This window comes from Actinophytocola sediminis (assembly GCF_054779715.1).
Genome location: NZ_BAAGXS010000077.1, coordinates 40,100 through 55,815, shown reverse-complemented (window position 1 = coordinate 55,815; position 15,716 = coordinate 40,100). Strand labels below are relative to the sequence as shown.

The following is a 15,716-nucleotide window of genomic DNA, read 5'->3' as shown; positions in this document are numbered from 1 at the left end:
TCAGCCTCCCTGCACCGCGGTCAGCACCTCGACCACGGCCGCGTCCGGCAGCACGGTCCTGGCATGCCACGCCCTGGTCACGACCTCGCCGTTCACCGCCACCGCGATCCCGGCCGCCGGCATACCGAGCCCGGCCAGCAGGTCGGCCACGGTCGCGCCGTCGGCGACCGCGTGCACCTCACCATTGACTGTTACCTTCATCACGTCACCTTTTCGTCGGGATGTGCCGGGCGGGGTCGGCCACCGCCACCGGCGCCGGCGGGTCCTCCCCGACGACCAGCGCACGTACCGCGGCCGCGGTGATCGGCGCGAGCAGCAGCCCGTTGCGGTGATGCCCTGCGGCCACCAGCACACCGGGCTCGACCCAGCCGACCAGCGGCAGGTTGTCCCGGCTGCCGGCCCGCAACCCGGCCGCGCACTCGGTCAGGCCGTACTCCGCGATGCCGGGCAGCACCCGCTCGGCGTCGGCGAGCAGGTCCCGCACGCCGCCGACGGTCACCTCCTCGTCGAACCCCGTCTCGTACTGGGTTGCCCCGAGCACCAGCTCGCCGCCACGCCTGGGCACCAGGTACAGCGGCCGGGACTCGACCAGCGCGCGCACGGTGTGGCGCACCGGCACCTCGCCCGCCCTCGCCCGCAACCGCAGGATCTCGCCCTTGACCGGGCGCACCGCCCCGGCCAGCGCCGGATGCAGCGCCGCCGACCACGCGCCGGCGGCGATCACCACGGTGTCGCACCGGATCGGGGCATCGTCGGCGAGGCGGACCGCGCCCGGCTCGACCTGTTCAGCACGCCGCCGGTCGAACCGGACGCCGCGGTCAGCACACCGCGTGCCGAGTCGGCGCAACAACTCCCGGTTGTCCACGGCCAGGTCCCCGGGAACTAACAGTCCACTTCGGACATTCGGGCTGAGTGCCGGTTCGAGTGCGCGAAGCTCCCGGCCGGGCAGCCGGCGCACCGAACGGCCCCGGGAGGCGAGGAACTCGGCGAGCATCTCCTGCTGGCCGGCGTCGGCCGCGTCGAAGGCGGCCGCGATCGTCCCCTCGGTACGCAGGTCGACATCCAGTTCGGCGGCGAACTCCGGCCACCCGTCCAGGGACGCGGCGCCGAGCTCGAGCAGGTCCTCCTCACCTGGCCAGGCCTCGGTGATCGGCGCGAGCATCCCACCGGCCACCCAGGACGCACCGGCGTCCGGTTGGGGATCGAGCAGCGTCACGTCGTGGTCGGCGGCCAGTCGCCAGGCGACCGACAGGCCGATCACGCCGCCACCCACGACGACGATCTTTCCGTTGAACCTCAAGGCACACACGCTCCCTGCGCCGGCATGATCCGGATCAGGTTCGACGGTCGGGATCGGCGGATCCCCTCTCAGCCCGGTACCTCCGGACTCCCGTGCGGACCACCTCCACCGTAGCGCACGGGATAGCGTGCGGGGATGCCTGGACTTGACGGAGATCGGATCCGCCGCCGGCTGGCGGACGCGCGGCTGTACCTGTGCACGGGCCTGCGGCCGGACCTGGCCGAGTTCGCGGACGCGGCGCTGGCCGGCGGTGTGGACGTGCTCCAGCTACGCGACAAACGCGACGGCGTGCCGCTGGAGGCGGCCGAGGAGCTGGCCGCGCTCGCGGTGCTGGCGCAGGCCTGCGCCCGGCACGGCGCGTTGCTGGCGGTGAACGACCGGGCGGACATCGCGCTGGCTGCCAAGGCGGACATCCTGCACCTCGGCCAGGACGACCTGCCGGTACCGGTGGCCAGGCGGATCCTCGGCGAACAGATCGTCATCGGCCGCTCGACCCACGACCTCGCCCAGGCCACGGCCGCCGCCGGGGAGCCCGGCGTGGACTACTTCTGCACCGGCCCGTGCTGGCCGACGCCGACCAAGCCCGGCCGCCCGGCACCCGGCCTCGACCTGGTCACCGCGACCGCGGCGACCGCGACCGACCGGCCGTGGTTCGCCATCGGCGGCATCGACGAGACCCGGCTGCCGGCCGTACTCGCCGCCGGGGCCACCCGGGTGGTCGTGGTGCGCGCGATCACCGAGGCCGACGACCCGCAGGCCGCAGCCGCCCGACTCGCGGGCGCGCTGCGGCCAGCGGGAACCTGAACGCGGCGGACGGGCCGGCAGGGTCGGCCCGTCCGCCGCCGGGTTGGTCAGCCGGTGTACAGCGTCAGGCCGTACACGCTGAGCACCTCGGGCACGGGTTGGAAGAACGTCGTGCCACCGGAGCTGCAGTTACCGGAACCACCGGAGGTGAGACCGACCGCACGCACGGTCGTGCCGCTCGGCCGGGTCACCAGCGAACCGCCGGAGTCACCAGGCTCAGCACACACGTTGGTCTGAATCACCTGGTTGACACAGCCCTGGGAGTAACACACCGTCGTGTTCGGGTTGGTGACGGTGCCACAGTGCCAGCCGGTCGTCGAGCCGGAACGGCACACGGCCATGCCGGACGTCGCGTTCGTCGCGCCGGTGACCGTGACGTCACTGCCGGACGAGTAACGGTCGACCAGGGCCGTGGAGGCGGCCGAGGAGGACGTCACCCGGATGATGCCGTAGTCGTTGCCGGGGAACGACGAGCCGGCGACGGTGCCGATCGTGCCGCCACTGCCCGACCAGGTGCCGCCGAGGGCGGTGCAGTGGCCGGCGGTGATCACGTAGCGGGTGCTGCCGGAGCGGGCGTTGAAGCCCGCCGAGCAGCGGGAACCGCTGGAGGTCGTGATCGCCTGGCCGCCGATGATGTTCCAGTACGGCTTGGGTGCCTCGGCGACCTTGTCGATCGTCACGGCGCCCGCGCCGAGGTCCTTGGCCCAGTCCGCGACGCCGGCATCGCTGCCGTGCACCGAGACCACCATGGACTTCGACTTCTCGTCGACGTACCAGGCGGTCACCGTGCTCGGCCGGGTGTCGGCGGCCTCGTTCATGTTGACCTGTGCGGCGGCCAGTTCGGTGATGGTCGGGGCCACGGGGGCCGCGGTGGCCGGTGCGGTCATCGTGAGTGCCACGCCGGCTGCCAGCAGGCCGACACTCACCACGCTCGCGAAGTTGCTGCGTTTCATCAGCGTTCTCCTTGTGTTGGGTAGCAGGGGACCCGAGAACGCTGCTGAAACTATTAATTCGAAGTGGTGTTCGGATAGGGGCCGTTCGGGGGCAACAGTTGCCATAAAGCCACGGGGTGACTACCGGCAGTAAAACGTCAGCCGGACGGCGGGGGCACCGAGTCCGTGGTGGTCGGCGGGTCGCTGGTGGTCGGCACCTCGGTCGTGGTCTCCGGTTCGCTGGACTGCGCCGGCGGGTCGGTCGGGGCCTCGCCGGTCGGTTCGGCGGTCGTGGTGTCCGTCGGTGTCGGCGCCGGGGCGTCGGCCGGGTCGTCGCTGGTGGCCGGTGGGGTCGAGGTCTCGCTCGGGGCCGGTGGGGGGTTCTCGTCGCGCTCGCCGGCCGGGCGGGGCTGGATGATCTCGCTGAGGGTGGTGCCGTCGCCGCCCGACAGCGGCTCGCCGCGCAGCCATTCCACGCCGGTGATCACCGCCATGCCGACGACGAAGGCCAGCACGCTGCCGAGCACCATGACCGGCCACACCCGCCGCCGCGCCGCCGGCTGGCCGGGTGCACCGGCATCGGTGGCATCGGTACCGATGCCGTCGTTCACCGTGGGCTGCGCGGTTTCCGTGCTGTCGCCCGGTTTCGCCTCGGGGTCGGTCGGCGCGGTGTCCGTGCCGGGTGTCGGCTCGGGGGTCTGTTCGGTCATGGTGACCGAGGTCGACCCGGCGCGGGTGACCACCCTGGTGCGTACGTGGAGCACGCTTTCCTTGGTGCGCTGGATGGATCGCAGGTACCAGACGCCGCCAAGCGTGCTGACCACGCTCGCGACCCCCGCCCCCACCACGGTCCCGGCCACGCCCATCGTCGAGCCCAACAGCGCGGCGGTGACCGCGGCCAGCGCGCTGGCCGCGACCTGACTTGGCCGAATACGCTCGGTGTCCTTGTCGCTCATGATCCTTTCCCAGGCCGGTTCTACCCACTAGCACAACACGCACGCCAGCCACACAGTTTCCGCCACCTACCAATGGTGAGCAAGCACACAGTCCTTTGTGGACAGTGCATACTCTGATCGTGAAGCTGATTACCGTCGAGGATGTCGACGCCGCCGCCGACCACGTCCGGACGACCGCGGTGCGCACTCCGCTGCTGCCATGCGATCTGGCCGATCCGGACCGTCCACTGTGGCTCAAGCCGGAGAACCTGCAGCCGATCGGCGCGTTCAAGATCCGCGGCGCCACCAACGCGATCGCCAGGATCCCGACCGACGCCCGGCCGGCGGGCGTGGTCGCGTACTCCAGCGGGAACCACGCGCAGGCGGTCGCCTACGTGGCGAAGCTGTTCGGCCTGCCGGCGGTGATCGTGGTGCCGGAGAACACCCCGCCGATGAAGATCGCCGCCACCCGGGGGCACGGCGCGGAGGTCGTCGTGGTCCCGATCACCGACCGGGAGACCGTCGCGCAGCGCCTGGTCGCCGAGCGCGGCGCGACGCTGATCCCGCCGTTCGACCACCCGGACGTCATCGCCGGCCAGGGCACCGTCGGCCTGGAGATCGCCGCCGACCTGCCCGACGTCGACGTCGTGCTGGTCCCGGTGAGCGGCGGCGGCCTGGCCGCCGGCGTGGCGACCGCGATCAAGGCCCGCTGCCCGCACGCGGCGGTGATCGGCGTCGAGCCCGCGCTCGCCGCCGACGCGACCGAGAGCTTCGCCGCCGGCCACCGCGTGCCCTGGAGCGACCACGACCGGGCGCGCACCATCGCCGACGGCCTGCGCGCCGCCCCGTCCGAGCTGACCTTCGCCCACCTGCGCGCCCGGCTGGACGCCATGGTCACGGTGACCGAGGACGAGATCCGCGCCGCGGTGACCACGCTGGCCACCAGCGCCCGCCTGGTGGCCGAGCCGAGCGGCGCGGTGACCACCGCCGCCTACCTGCACCGGGCCGCCGACCTGCCGAAGGGCCGCACGGTGGCCGTCGTCTCCGGCGGCAACCTCGACCGCGCGCTGCTGGCCGAACTGCTCGGCTGACCCCGGCTGTCACATCGGCCGGCCGCGCGGGCTCATGGGGTTACCGACCCCATGAGGAGGACAGGATGCAGTTCGTACTGGTCATCTACCACGGCGACTACCCGCCGCCGGGCACGCCGGGATGGGACGCGCTCGCCAAGGAGGACCGCGACGCGGCCTACGTCGACTACGCCGCCCTCAACGCGCTGGACAACGTGCACGGCATGCCGCCGTTCGGCCTGCCGGAGAACGCGACGACCGTGCGGGTGGCCGACGGCGCGACCATCACCGCCGACGGCCCGTACGTCGGCATCAAGGGCGCGGTCGGCGGGGTCATGGTGGTCGAGGCCGATGACCTGGACGCGGCGGTCGCCATCGCCGCCAGGGTGCCCCAGGCCCGGCTGGGTGGCGCGGTCGAGGTGCGGCCGTCCGCGAAGTACTGGTGAGTCCGGCGGGCCCGATGCGCGGCACCGGGCCCGTCAGTCCCCCGCCACCACCTCGGCGGCCAGCCGGCCGACCCGGTCGGGGTCGTGCACGATGTCGATCCGGACGATCCGGTCGCCGGCCACGGCGAAGGCCATCACCGAGAACGGCCGCCCGTCACGGGTGATCACCGCACCGACCGCGCCGTTGACCAGTGCCGGCAACAGCGCACCGCCGCGCGGCACCCTGGCCTGCCTGGCCACGGCCTCCCCGCCACGCACCACGATCGGCGGCCCGGCGGCGCCGAGGTCGGTGCGCAGCACCACGTCCGGATCGAGCACCTGGAGCAGGGCGTCGAAGTCACCGGCGTGCGCGGCGGCGTAGAAGGCGTAGACCACCCGCCGCTGCCGGGCCAGATCCGGCGCGGCGGGCAGCTCGGCGCCGCTCACTCGCCGCCGCGCCCGGCTGGCGAGCTGCCGGGCCGCGCCCGGGGAGCGGCCGACGATGCCGGCGATCTCCTCGAAGGGCAGCTCGAACATGTCGTGCAGCACGAACGCCAGCCGCTCGGCCGGGGTGAGCTGGTCGAGCACCACGAGCATGGCCAGGCCGACCGAGTCGGCGAGCAACGCCTCCTGCTCGGGGTCGAGGTCGCCGTCCGGGATGATCACCGGGTCGAGCGGGTAGGCGTCCTCCTGGCGGCGCCGGCGAGAGCGCAGCAGGTGCAGGCACTCCCTGGCGACCACGGTGGTCAGCCAGCCGCCGAGGTTGACGATCGCGTCCGCGTCCGACCGGCTCAGCCGCAGCCACGCGTCCTGTACGGCGTCCTCGGCCTCGGCCAGCGAGCCGAGCATCCGGTAGGCCACCGCCCGCAGTCGCGGTCGGTGCTGCTCGAAACGCTCGGCCAGCCAGTCGTGCTCATCCATCGGTCACCCATCCTCACCATCGCCACGGCTCATCTCCTGGATGAACCCTGGGACCGCCCGAATGTGACCGGCCCCGCTCAGGCGGGCTGGCGGGTGGTCGGCGCCACGTGGGTCGGCGGGCTGACGATGCCGCAGTGCAGGCACTCCCCCGGGCCAGGCGCCTCCGGGGTGCGCGCCGGCGGGGCCGCGAGCACGTCGTTGCGCACGCCGAGCGCGAGCAGCCCCCCGCCGACCGCGAGCCCCGCGCACAGCCACATCGCCAGCTGCCAGCTCGACGTCAGCGCCGCCGGGTCGGCATAGGCCTCGCCGTGCAGGCCGATCGCGGCCGGCAGCACCGCCACCGCCAGCAGCCCACCGGTCCGCGCGATCGCGTTGTTCACCCCCGAGGCCACCCCGGCGTGCCGGTCGGCGGCCGAGGCGAGCACGGTCGCGGTCACCGGGGCGACCACGATCACCAGCCCGAGCCCGAAGACCGCCATCGCCGGGAACACCACCAGCCAGTACGACGCGCCGGCCACCACCATGGTCAGCATCGCCATCCCGGTGGCCAGCACCAGCGGCCCGACCACGAGGAACCACTTCGGCCCGAACCGCTGCGCGAGCTTGCCCGACCGGGACGAGAACAGCAGCATCAGCACCGACATCGGCAGCCCGGCCAGGCCCGCCGCGGTCGGCGAGTAGCCGAGCGAGGTCTGCAGCTGGAGCACGAACAGCATCATCACGCCGCCAAGCGCCGCGTAGACCACGAACGTCAGCGCGTTGGCCACCACGAACGTCCGGTCGGCGAACAGGTCGGGCGGCACCAGCGGGTCCCGCGCCCGCAGCTGCACCAGGACGAACGACACCAGCGCGACCACGCCGACCACCAGCGACCCGAACACCAGGGGGTCGCCGAAGCCGCGGGCCGGGCCCTCGACCAGCGCGGCGGTCAGCCCGGCGAGGCCGAGCGCGGCGAGCACCGAGCCGAACACGTCCGGCCGGCCGCCGAGCTGCTGGTCACAGGACTCCGGCACGTGCCGGCGGGTGAACCAGACACAGGCCAGCGCGATCGGCACGTTCACCAGGAACGCCAGCCGCCACGACCACGCCTGCACCAGCAGGCCGCCGACCAGCGGCCCGAGCGCGCCCGCGATGCCGCCGAGGCCCGACCACGCGCCGATGGCCCGCGCCCGGTCGGTGCGCACGAACGAGGACTGGATGATCGCCAGCGCCCCCGGGGTGAGCAGCGCGCCGCCGACCCCCTGCAGCACGCGGGCGGCCACCAGCATCTCGGTGTTCACCGCGACGCCGCACAGCACCGAGGACACCCCGAACCAGGCGACGCCGATCAGGTAGATCCGCCGCCGCCCGTACCGGTCGCCGAGGGACCCGGCGACCAGGATCAGCGCGGCCAGCGACAGCAGGTAGCCGTCGAGGATCCACTGCAGCCCGGACACCGAGGCGCCGAACTCCTCGCCGATGCGCGGCAGCGCGATGTTGACCACCGTGCCGTCGAGGAAGGCCATCCCCGAGCCGAGGATCGTCGCGGTCAGCACGCCGCGCGCGGCCGGGCTGCCCCAGCTGACCTCTCCCTGGCCCAGGGCCGCGGTCATGCCGGCCGGTTGAGTTCCGCGACGAACTTGTAGCGGTCGCCCCGGTAGACCGAGCGGACCCACTCCACCGGCCGTTCGGTGGTGTCGTAGACGTGCCGGGACAGCAGCAGCATCGGCATGCCGACGTCCGCGCCGAGCAGCTCGGCCTCGTGCGGGCCGGCGAGCGCGGTCTCGATGGTCTCCTCCGCGTGACCCATCTCGACGTCGTAGCGCTCCTTGAGCACCTGGTAGAGGGAGCCGCCGGCGGAGACGTACTTGCGCAGGCCGCGGAACCGGCCAAGGGGCAGGTGGGTGGTCTCGATCGCCATCGGCTCGTCGTCGGCCAGGCGTAGCCGTTGCATGCGCAGGATCTTCGCGCCGGCGCGCACGCCGAGCAACCCGGGCAGCTCGCCCTCGGCCGGGATCTCGGAGATGTCCAGCAGCCGCGAGGACGGCTCGCGGCCCTGCGCGCGCATGTCCTCTGTGTACGAAGACAGCTGAAGCCGTTGGGCCACTTTGGGTTCCGCGGCGAAGGTGCCCTTGCCCTGCACCCGGAGCAGCCGGCCTTCGACCGTCAGGTCGGCGAGTGCCTGGCGAACGGTCGTCCTGGACACGTCGAACTCGGCGGCCAGTGACCGTTCTGTCGGGATCGGCGAACCCGGCGGCAGCGAGCTGAGCAGCTCGAGCAGGTGCCGCTTGAGGCCCCAGTACTTGGGCTCCCGCAACGCCCGCGCGGCGGTGTCGGGCTCCTGTGCGGCCGACGTTTCCAGCATGACTCCTCCATACGACGGTTCCCGGTTACAGGATGCCCTCCCCGGCGCCACTGGCGCAGGCACACTCCCCGGATGTGGGAGATCAGTTACTCCCCTCGCGTCGACCCACCCTACAGCGATACCATGATTGGTCTAGACCTACTGGGTGTCGGAGAGTGCATGACCGATCACACGAGCAGCCCGCCCGCCACGCGCGATCTCGACCGGCCGGAGCGCAAACGCTTGCGCGCTCGGCGGCCGCGGTCGTCCTGGCCTCCGGACGTCGTCCACCGGAACCGAAACGTTGTGGTGATGCACGCATTCGGCGCATTACGACCCCCCGCGCCGACCCCTACACTTCCCGAGGTGCGAAGAACGTCGTTCGCCCGCTGGCCGTGTTCCATCGCAAGAACCATGGACCTGCTCGGCGACCAGTGGACGCTGCTGGTGCTGCGCGAGGCGTTCCACGGAGTGCGCCGGTTCGACCAGTTCCAGGCCGCGCTCGGGATCGCGCGCAACACGCTGACCGAGCGCCTCGACCGGCTGACCGGCGCCGGGCTACTCGAACGGGTCCGCTACCAGGACCGCCCGGCGCGCTACGAGTACGCGCTGACCGACATGGGCCACGACTTCTTCCCCGCGCTCGCCGCGATCATTCGCTGGGGTGACCAGTGGCTCGACGACGGCGCCGGCCCGCCGGCGGTGCTGCACCACCTCGACTGCGACCTGCCGACCGCCGCCGACGTGAACTGTGCGCGTTGCGGCGAGGCGCTCACGTCCGAACGCGTGCGCTTCGAGCCGGGGCCGGGACTGGTGGCCATGGAGGTGCCGCGATGAGTACGGACCGGGTGATCGGCGTCGACATCGGGGGCACGTCCACCCGCGCCATCACCATGCGCCTGGACGGCACGGTGGCCGGACGGGGCAGATCCGGTGGCGGGAACCCGACCACCCACCCGCCGGACCTCGCGGCCAAGCGGGTGGCCGAGGCGGTGCGCGAGGCGCTGGCCGGCGAACCGGTGCTGGCGTGCGTGCTCGGCGTGGCCGGGGAGAGCAAGTTCACCGACCTGACGGTGCTCGCGACGTTCGAGACCGCGCTGCGCCAGGCCGGGGTCGGCTGCGCGATCAAGGTGGTGAGCGACGCGGAGGTGGCGTTCGCGGCGGCCACCTCGGAGCCGGACGGCACGGTGGTGATCGGCGGCACCGGGGCGGTGGCGGCGCGCATCGTCGACCACCGCAAGACCACGTGGGTCGACGGGTGGGGCTGGCTGCTCGGGGACGAGGGGTCGGCGTACTGGATCGGCCGGGAGGCCGTGCGGGTGACGCTGCGCGCACTGCAGGGCGGGGTGCCGCCGGGGCCGTTGGGCCGGGCGGTGTTGGCCGACGCGTTGCCCGATCTGTCCGCAGTGGACATGAAGACGGCCAACCATCTGATCACGGCGGTGAACGCGGAGCCACCGGTGCGGCTGGCGCGGTTCGCCTCGACGGTCAGTTCGCTGGCCGCGACCGATGAGTCGGCGGCCGACATCGTGACCAGGGCGGCGGAGCATCTGGCGCGGCATGCGCAGACCGCGCGCAGGGAAGACGAGCGCACGCCGGTGGTGTTGGCGGGCAGCGTGGTCGGCCCGGACAGTCCGGTCGGTCTGGCGTTGCGGGCGACGTTGGCCGCGCGGATCGCGGCGCCGGTGCTGTTCGCCCCGGACTGCGCGCTCGGCGCGGCGTGGTTGGCCGCGCTGTCGGTCGCCGGCCAGGACGCGGCCCGCCCCCGCTAGCCGGGTTCGCGCTTCCGGGTTGTCCGAGCACTTCGCGAGCCGGCGCGGTTGTCAGCCGAACTACGACCAGGAGTGCACCCGTGTTCGTCAGTCGCGCGTACGTGCCCGACGGGTTGCGACCGCCGCACTTTCGGCGGTGGCCATACACCGTGCCGGCCATCGCGGCGTTCGTCGAGCATGGCATCGAGTTCACTCGGCCGGTCACCTTCCTGGTCGGTGACAACGGCTCCGGCAAGTCGACCCTGATCGAGGCGGTCGCCGAGGGGTTCAACCTGGACGCGCGCGGCGGGCGAGCAGCCCGCAAGGCAGGCGGCCCGGACGACACCAGGACGGCGCTCGGTGAGGTTCTGCGGCTGGAGACCACCGCCAGGGGCGCTCGCATGCTGGCCGGCCCGCGACTGAAGAAGAAGGGCTTCTTCCTGCGCGCCGAAACCGCGTTCAGCATGACCGAGAAGCTCGGTGGTGTCCCCGGCTACTGGGAGGACAACACCGCCGAGATGAGCCACGGCGAGGGTTTTCTCACCGTGTTCCGCTCGATGTTCCGCGAACCGGGCTTCTACGTCATGGACGAACCCGAGTCCGCGCTGTCGTTCACCGCCTGTCTGCACCTGGTCGCCCTGATGCGTGAACTTGGTGAGACCGGCGCACAGGTGGTGTGCGCGACGCACTCGCCGATCCTCGCGTCGACACCGGGCGCGGACATCGTCGAACTGGACGAACACGGCCTACACCGAGTGAAGTGGTCCGAACTGCGGCTCGTCGACCACTGGCGCCGGTACCTCGACAACCCGGAAACCTATCTGCGCCATCTCACCGACCCGTGAACAACCTGGGAATAGTCCGCGGCGACCGGCGGTTGAGGTCGCCGGAAACCGTGCTCAAGGAGGTCTGCCGGGTGTCGCCAGTCAGAGAGCGTTTTCTCGCCGCCGCGGAGACGGCGGCGAGCCTGTTGGCCGCGCCGGAGGTGGCCGGCGCGTGGGACGAGCCGTCGGCACTGGCCAAGCTCAGCGTGCGGGGTCTGGCCGGGCATCTGGCCGTCCAGGTCCACGTCATGCCGAGGACGCTCGCCGAGCCGATCCCCACCGAGCCGGTCATCTCGCTGCACGAGTACTTCACGCGCGCGAGCTGGATCGGCTCCGACGTCGACGATCCGGCCAACGAGCGCACCCGCGCCGGCGGGGTGCAGGAGGCGCGGGACGGTGCCGCCGCGCTGGCGGCCGGCGTCGCCGATGGCGTGCGGGACCTGCGCCGGACGTTGCTCGACACGCCGAACCGGCCGGTGCGCCGGTCCAACTGGGGACCGTGGTCGCTCAGCCTGGACGACTTCGTCACCAGCCGGCTGCTCGAGATCGTCGTGCACGCCGACGATCTGGCCCACAGCGTGGGCATCCCGACGCCGGAGTTTCCCGCGCAGACCGTCGAAACCGTGGTCGACCTGCTGTCGCGGATCGCGCTTCGGCGACACGGCGCGGTCAACGTGCTGCGCGCGCTCAGCCGAGCCGAACGCGCCCCCGCCTCGATTTCAGCGCTCTGACGGGGCAGTTCCGGAGATTCCCGAAGCACCGCTTGGTTCCCATATGAGTTCCACCGGGGTGACGGTGCCGAATCGGCGGCGGGCCGACTCCACCGATCGATGGACGGCGAACATGGCGCGACCGTCGGGTTCGCGGCGGAAAGTGATGACGTCCCTGCCGGACGGCAGGTCGATGTCGAGGCCGTACGCGAATATCTTTGTCCGATCCTCGGTGCTGACGATGGCAAACGGCGTAGCCGTCACGGCATAACTCCAGTGGGTATTCGATCGGTTCGACAACTCAGGTCAATCGCCGCCGCCGCACGCGCACCGGCACCCGGCTCCCGGTGACGCCGGTGCCTCTTGGTGCCGGCGTGAGTGGGGGCAGGCCGCCCGGCTCGCCGGGGTTGGGCAGGGTGAGCAGCGCGCGGAGAACCCACACCCGGCTGACTCCCGGCAGCACCATGCCGGCCTCTGGCAGCCGGATGGCGTGGTCACAGCGGCCGTACCACCAGTGGACCTGCGACGGCGCGAACACGTCCTGCGTCGCCTCGGTCGGGGTGCGGTAGGCGTGTGACCCCTTCTCGTCGGCGAGTACGACGACGTCGCCGCACACGCCCCAGTTGAACGTGCCGGCGAGCACTTCCGGACCGAGATGGTCGTCCCGGAAACGGTGCCACAGATAGCCGCGTCTGGCGGCGCGTTCGATCAGGGCGTCCAACTCGGTCACCACGGCCGCCCGGTCCTGTGCATAGCGCGCTCCTTTCGCGATCAGGAGACAAACGCTAGAAAAACCGGGTGAGTGGTTTTTCACAATCGGTTACAGGAAGCGGGCATTCACCCGATCAGGGAGCAACACCCATACGGTAAGCAAGCCCCCGCAATTCCCGGCCGCCAGCTTCCCGCCGATCCACCCGAAGTAGGTCGGCTACCGCTTCCCGCACGAACATATTAGCGTGGAATTTCTGTGGCGCCAATTTCTCCGCCCGCAACAGTAGCTCCAGACCGGCGCTTCGTGAATGTTTCTCGGTTAGCAGCCCTCGACCGATGTCGGCATAGAAATCGGCGTGCCTCTTCTGACTCGGGATAGCCTTCAGGTGAATACCGCGAGCGGTTTCGGCAACCTTCGCGCCCTCACCCAGCTCCAGCCCGATACTCACCCGCCAGATCCGGACGTTCGTTCGGCCGAACCACATCATCGCGAACCGGCCGACCTCGGCCTCCTGGCGATCGGCAAGCCCGCCGGCCTCGTCCAGGTGCGTGAAGGCCGTGCTCCGGTCGGACTGTGCCGCTGCCGCCAGCGCGGCGGACAGATGCAACATGCCGTATGCCTGCAACACCTCCGGATTGTCCAGGAGAGGCACCAGTTCCTCCGCCATGCGGACGGCCCGCCGGTACTGCTGCGGCCGATTGACCGCCCCGGCGGCGAGGCAGCGTTGCCAGGTGGCCATCGCGCGCCACTGCGGTTGACCCAACTCCTCGGCGCACCGCTGTGCCGCCATCGCGGCCAGCAGCGGCAATGCCTCGTTTCCGCCGTTGTAGTTCCTGGTGACGGCGACGATCTGCTTGTAGACCTGAATCAGGGCCAACAGGATCTGCTCGCGCAGTACCGGCTTCCGGACATACAACGCATGTAGTTCACCGAGCAGTTTCGGCAGCAGATCGGCAAGACGGACAAAATCAGCCCGAAGGTGGTTCAACTCCTCGGACAACCGAACATCGGCTTCGACCTCCGGCCATTCCCGGACGTTTTCGCCTGGATCCTCGCCAAGTTCGAAGGCGTCGAGCGCGGACACCAGGCCGGCAAGGTTCACCTGGCCTTCCACGGAGTCCCCGGCACGCTCCCACGGCTTGTCGGACAGGTCCGCCGGCGACACCCGCAGCGCCTTGGCCAGTGCCTCCAGCGTCGACCGCTTGGTCACCGGGCGCAACCCACGTTCGATCATGGACAGATAGGCGTGCGACATCCCGGCGAGGCCGGCGGTCGCGGTCAGGCTCATCCCGCGCCAGTGCCGGATCTGGCGGACGCGACTGCCGATGTGTGCGTCGTCGATGTTCACGGGCGTGCCTTCCTGGCGTCGGGCCAGCCAGTCTACGCCGCACCGTCACAGAACTAACCGGATTGATCACCCGCAGTGATGCGTTCCAGGGTCCGGCGGCCGGTCCGGCTCATCGACGGGTTGCTGTCGACGTAGTACCAAACCAACCCCATGGCCTGCTGGAACGCCCACGCCCGACCCCGGGCCCACTCGAGGTCAGCGCAACCCAACTCGGCACGCAGCACCCGCCGTGGACCGGCTTCGAGCAGATGCCAGGCGCTGACCAGGTCCAACGCCGGGTCCGCCGGCCCGAGCCCGCCGACGTCCAGCACCCCGGCCAGGCGCCCGCCGGACACCAGGACGTTGCCGGGAATCAGATCCGTGTGGGACATGACATCGGGGTCGGTGCCGCGCGGCAGCGCCCGCATCGTCCGCCACAGCGACCGCAGCCCGCCGACGTCCAACAGCCCTGCACTGCGCTGGAAACAGGTCTCCAGCCACTCGTCGTGTGCGCTCAGCACGCCGCCTCGGCCCATCCCGGCGAACACCCGGCCACCGGTGTCGATGGCGCGCACCTCGGTGATGAACTCGGCGAGGTCGCGGGCGAAGGCGACCGAGTCGCTCGCGTCGGCGTCGGTCGCGGTCACGCCGGGCACCCAGGTCTGCACCGACCACGGCAGCGGATAGCCCGCTCCCGGCCGGCCGAGCGCGATCGGCTCCGGGGTGGCGAACCGCGTCCGGCCGACCAGCTGTGCGGCCGCGTCGGCCTCGGCGGTCAGCGCCAGGTGGGCGGCCGACACCTCCGTCGGCACCAGCGGGAACCGGGCCACGAGCCGGTCGCCGATGCGGAAGATGGCGTTGACCGTGCCCTCGGCGGCCACCTGGCTGACCGGTAGGCCGCGCCAGTCCGGGAACTGGTCGGCCACCAACGCGCGCACCGTCGCCGGGGAGACGTCCAACTGCCGCTCGTGCATCTACTGCCTCGGGTGCCGCAACCCGGGGTGGCCTGCGGGCAACGCCCTGCGCAGCACCACCGCGCTCACCGCCACCGTCGCCGCGATCAGCGGCCAGCTCAACGCGACCCGGACCACCGCGAGCGCCACCACCCATCCCGACCACCACAACAGCCCGAACACCACGACCCGCAACGTGTACTGGCCGAACACCCACACCCAGCTGGCCCGCCCGTAGGCCCGCACCAGCTCAGGATCGCGCCGCCACCGTGTCTTCTGCCCGAGCACCACCCCGACCACCACACCCAACAGCGGCCACCGGATGAGAATGCTCACCGCCCACGCCAGCGCGCTGGCCGCGTTGGCCAGCACCTGCACCAGGAAGAAGTCCTGCGCCCGCCCGGTGTACAGCGCGAGCAGCGACGCCGCCGCCACCGCGCCGACACTGGCCAGCACGGCCGTCACCCGGCCGCCCTTGGCCAGCCGCAGGCCGCCGACCAGCACGCCGGCGGCCACCGCCGCCAGCGCGCCCCAGCCGATCGACCGGTCGGCGACCAGCCAGCCGATGGCGAACACCACCGGCGGCACGCTCGCGTCCACCGCACCCCGGCGCCCGCCCAGCAGCTCGCGCAGGCCCAGCTGGTCCTCGGTGGTCGACTGCTCGGTCACCCTGCCAGCCTGCCCTATCCGCAGCACCGGGTCTAACTGCCCTGAATGCCTCATTCGGGA

The 15,716-nt window shown here is 71.7% G+C and carries 19 protein-coding genes and 1 riboswitch; of the genes, 7 read left to right on the top strand and 12 right to left on the bottom strand.

The window, feature by feature from the left end:
• The gene (thiS, locus tag ACYVIP_RS35295) at window positions 1-201 is read right to left on the bottom strand and encodes a sulfur carrier protein ThiS (protein WP_460404402.1); all 201 of its coding nucleotides are present in this window, start codon (window positions 199-201) and stop codon (window positions 1-3) included.
• A 4-nt stretch (window positions 202-205) separates the two neighbouring features.
• Window positions 206-1,300 carry a glycine oxidase ThiO gene (gene thiO / locus ACYVIP_RS35290; protein ID WP_460404400.1) on the bottom strand — a complete coding sequence of 365 codons (1,095 nt, stop codon included), beginning with the start codon at window positions 1,298-1,300 and terminating at the stop codon, window positions 206-208.
• Window positions 1,295-1,404, bottom strand: a riboswitch (TPP riboswitch). Its footprint overlaps the gene before it by 6 nt.
• A gap of 31 nt (window positions 1,405-1,435) precedes the next feature.
• Between thiO and thiE the strand changes: the two genes are divergently transcribed.
• Window positions 1,436-2,104 (top strand): thiamine phosphate synthase, encoded by a 669-nt coding sequence (gene thiE, locus ACYVIP_RS35285; RefSeq protein ID WP_460404398.1) that lies wholly within the window; start codon window positions 1,436-1,438, stop codon window positions 2,102-2,104.
• A 47-nt stretch (window positions 2,105-2,151) separates the two neighbouring features.
• Here thiE and ACYVIP_RS35280 read toward each other — a convergent pair whose 3' ends face one another.
• The gene (locus tag ACYVIP_RS35280) at window positions 2,152-3,057 is read right to left on the bottom strand and encodes a S1 family peptidase (protein WP_460404396.1); all 906 of its coding nucleotides are present in this window, start codon (window positions 3,055-3,057) and stop codon (window positions 2,152-2,154) included.
• A gap of 137 nt (window positions 3,058-3,194) precedes the next feature.
• Complete coding sequence (locus ACYVIP_RS35275) at window positions 3,195-3,992, bottom strand: hypothetical protein (protein WP_460404394.1); 798 nt, start codon at window positions 3,990-3,992, stop codon at window positions 3,195-3,197.
• A 119-nt stretch (window positions 3,993-4,111) separates the two neighbouring features.
• Here ACYVIP_RS35275 and ACYVIP_RS35270 point away from each other — a divergent pair, with 119 nt between their 5' ends.
• Together ACYVIP_RS35270 and ACYVIP_RS35265 are read left to right on the top strand one after the other, a co-directional pair.
• Window positions 4,112-5,062, top strand: a complete 951-nt coding sequence (locus tag ACYVIP_RS35270; RefSeq protein ID WP_460404392.1) for a threonine ammonia-lyase — start codon at window positions 4,112-4,114, stop codon at window positions 5,060-5,062.
• Between the two features lie 65 nt (window positions 5,063-5,127).
• Window positions 5,128-5,487, top strand: a complete 360-nt coding sequence (locus tag ACYVIP_RS35265; protein ID WP_460404390.1) for a YciI family protein — start codon at window positions 5,128-5,130, stop codon at window positions 5,485-5,487.
• A 33-nt stretch (window positions 5,488-5,520) separates the two neighbouring features.
• Here the strand turns inward: ACYVIP_RS35265 and ACYVIP_RS35260 are convergent, their stop codons facing one another.
• The 3 genes from ACYVIP_RS35260 to ACYVIP_RS35250 all read right to left on the bottom strand — a co-directional run bounded on the left by ACYVIP_RS35260 (window position 5,521) and on the right by ACYVIP_RS35250 (window position 8,731).
• Window positions 5,521-6,387 (bottom strand): sigma-70 family RNA polymerase sigma factor, encoded by an 867-nt coding sequence (locus ACYVIP_RS35260; protein WP_460404388.1) that lies wholly within the window; start codon window positions 6,385-6,387, stop codon window positions 5,521-5,523.
• Window positions 6,388-6,464: 77 nt separating this feature from the next.
• Window positions 6,465-7,979, bottom strand: a complete 1,515-nt coding sequence (locus ACYVIP_RS35255) for an MFS transporter (RefSeq protein WP_460404386.1) — start codon at window positions 7,977-7,979, stop codon at window positions 6,465-6,467.
• Entirely contained in the window at window positions 7,976-8,731 is a 756-nt protein-coding gene (locus ACYVIP_RS35250) for a GntR family transcriptional regulator (protein WP_460404384.1), read from the bottom strand. Before ACYVIP_RS35250 ends, ACYVIP_RS35255 begins: the two co-directional genes overlap by 4 nt.
• A gap of 345 nt (window positions 8,732-9,076) precedes the next feature.
• Between ACYVIP_RS35250 and ACYVIP_RS35245 the strand changes: the two genes are divergently transcribed.
• From ACYVIP_RS35245 to ACYVIP_RS35230, 4 genes are all read left to right on the top strand, one after another.
• Window positions 9,077-9,547: a winged helix-turn-helix transcriptional regulator gene (locus ACYVIP_RS35245; RefSeq protein WP_460404382.1), complete on the top strand. Its 471-nt coding sequence runs from the start codon at window positions 9,077-9,079 to the stop codon at window positions 9,545-9,547.
• Window positions 9,544-10,482: an N-acetylglucosamine kinase gene (locus tag ACYVIP_RS35240; protein ID WP_460404380.1), complete on the top strand. Its 939-nt coding sequence runs from the start codon at window positions 9,544-9,546 to the stop codon at window positions 10,480-10,482. The genes ACYVIP_RS35245 and ACYVIP_RS35240 overlap by 4 nt, the downstream gene beginning before the upstream one ends.
• Before the next feature lie 80 nt (window positions 10,483-10,562).
• Window positions 10,563-11,306 (top strand): AAA family ATPase, encoded by a 744-nt coding sequence (locus tag ACYVIP_RS35235; protein WP_460404378.1) that lies wholly within the window; start codon window positions 10,563-10,565, stop codon window positions 11,304-11,306.
• Between the two features lie 71 nt (window positions 11,307-11,377).
• Window positions 11,378-12,016, top strand: coding sequence for a maleylpyruvate isomerase N-terminal domain-containing protein (locus ACYVIP_RS35230; RefSeq protein WP_460404376.1), 639 nt, complete (start codon window positions 11,378-11,380; stop codon window positions 12,014-12,016).
• Here ACYVIP_RS35230 and ACYVIP_RS35225 read toward each other — a convergent pair.
• From ACYVIP_RS35225 to ACYVIP_RS35205, 5 genes are all read right to left on the bottom strand, one after another.
• Window positions 12,005-12,259, bottom strand: coding sequence for a hypothetical protein (locus tag ACYVIP_RS35225; protein ID WP_460404374.1), 255 nt, complete (start codon window positions 12,257-12,259; stop codon window positions 12,005-12,007). The two genes, ACYVIP_RS35230 and ACYVIP_RS35225, sit on opposite strands and share 12 nt — an antisense overlap.
• A gap of 37 nt (window positions 12,260-12,296) precedes the next feature.
• Entirely contained in the window at window positions 12,297-12,725 is a 429-nt protein-coding gene (locus tag ACYVIP_RS35220) for a hypothetical protein (protein WP_460404372.1), read from the bottom strand.
• A 115-nt stretch (window positions 12,726-12,840) separates the two neighbouring features.
• The gene (locus ACYVIP_RS35215) at window positions 12,841-14,055 is read right to left on the bottom strand and encodes a helix-turn-helix domain-containing protein (RefSeq protein ID WP_460404370.1); all 1,215 of its coding nucleotides are present in this window, start codon (window positions 14,053-14,055) and stop codon (window positions 12,841-12,843) included.
• Between the two features lie 53 nt (window positions 14,056-14,108).
• A complete protein-coding gene (locus ACYVIP_RS35210; RefSeq protein ID WP_460404368.1) occupies window positions 14,109-15,008 on the bottom strand; it encodes an aminoglycoside phosphotransferase family protein in 900 nt (299 codons plus the stop codon).
• On the bottom strand, window positions 15,009-15,656 hold the full coding sequence (locus tag ACYVIP_RS35205; RefSeq protein ID WP_460404366.1) for a DUF3159 domain-containing protein: 648 nt from the start codon (window positions 15,654-15,656) through the stop codon (window positions 15,009-15,011).
• Between the last annotated feature and the right edge of the window lie 60 nt (window positions 15,657-15,716).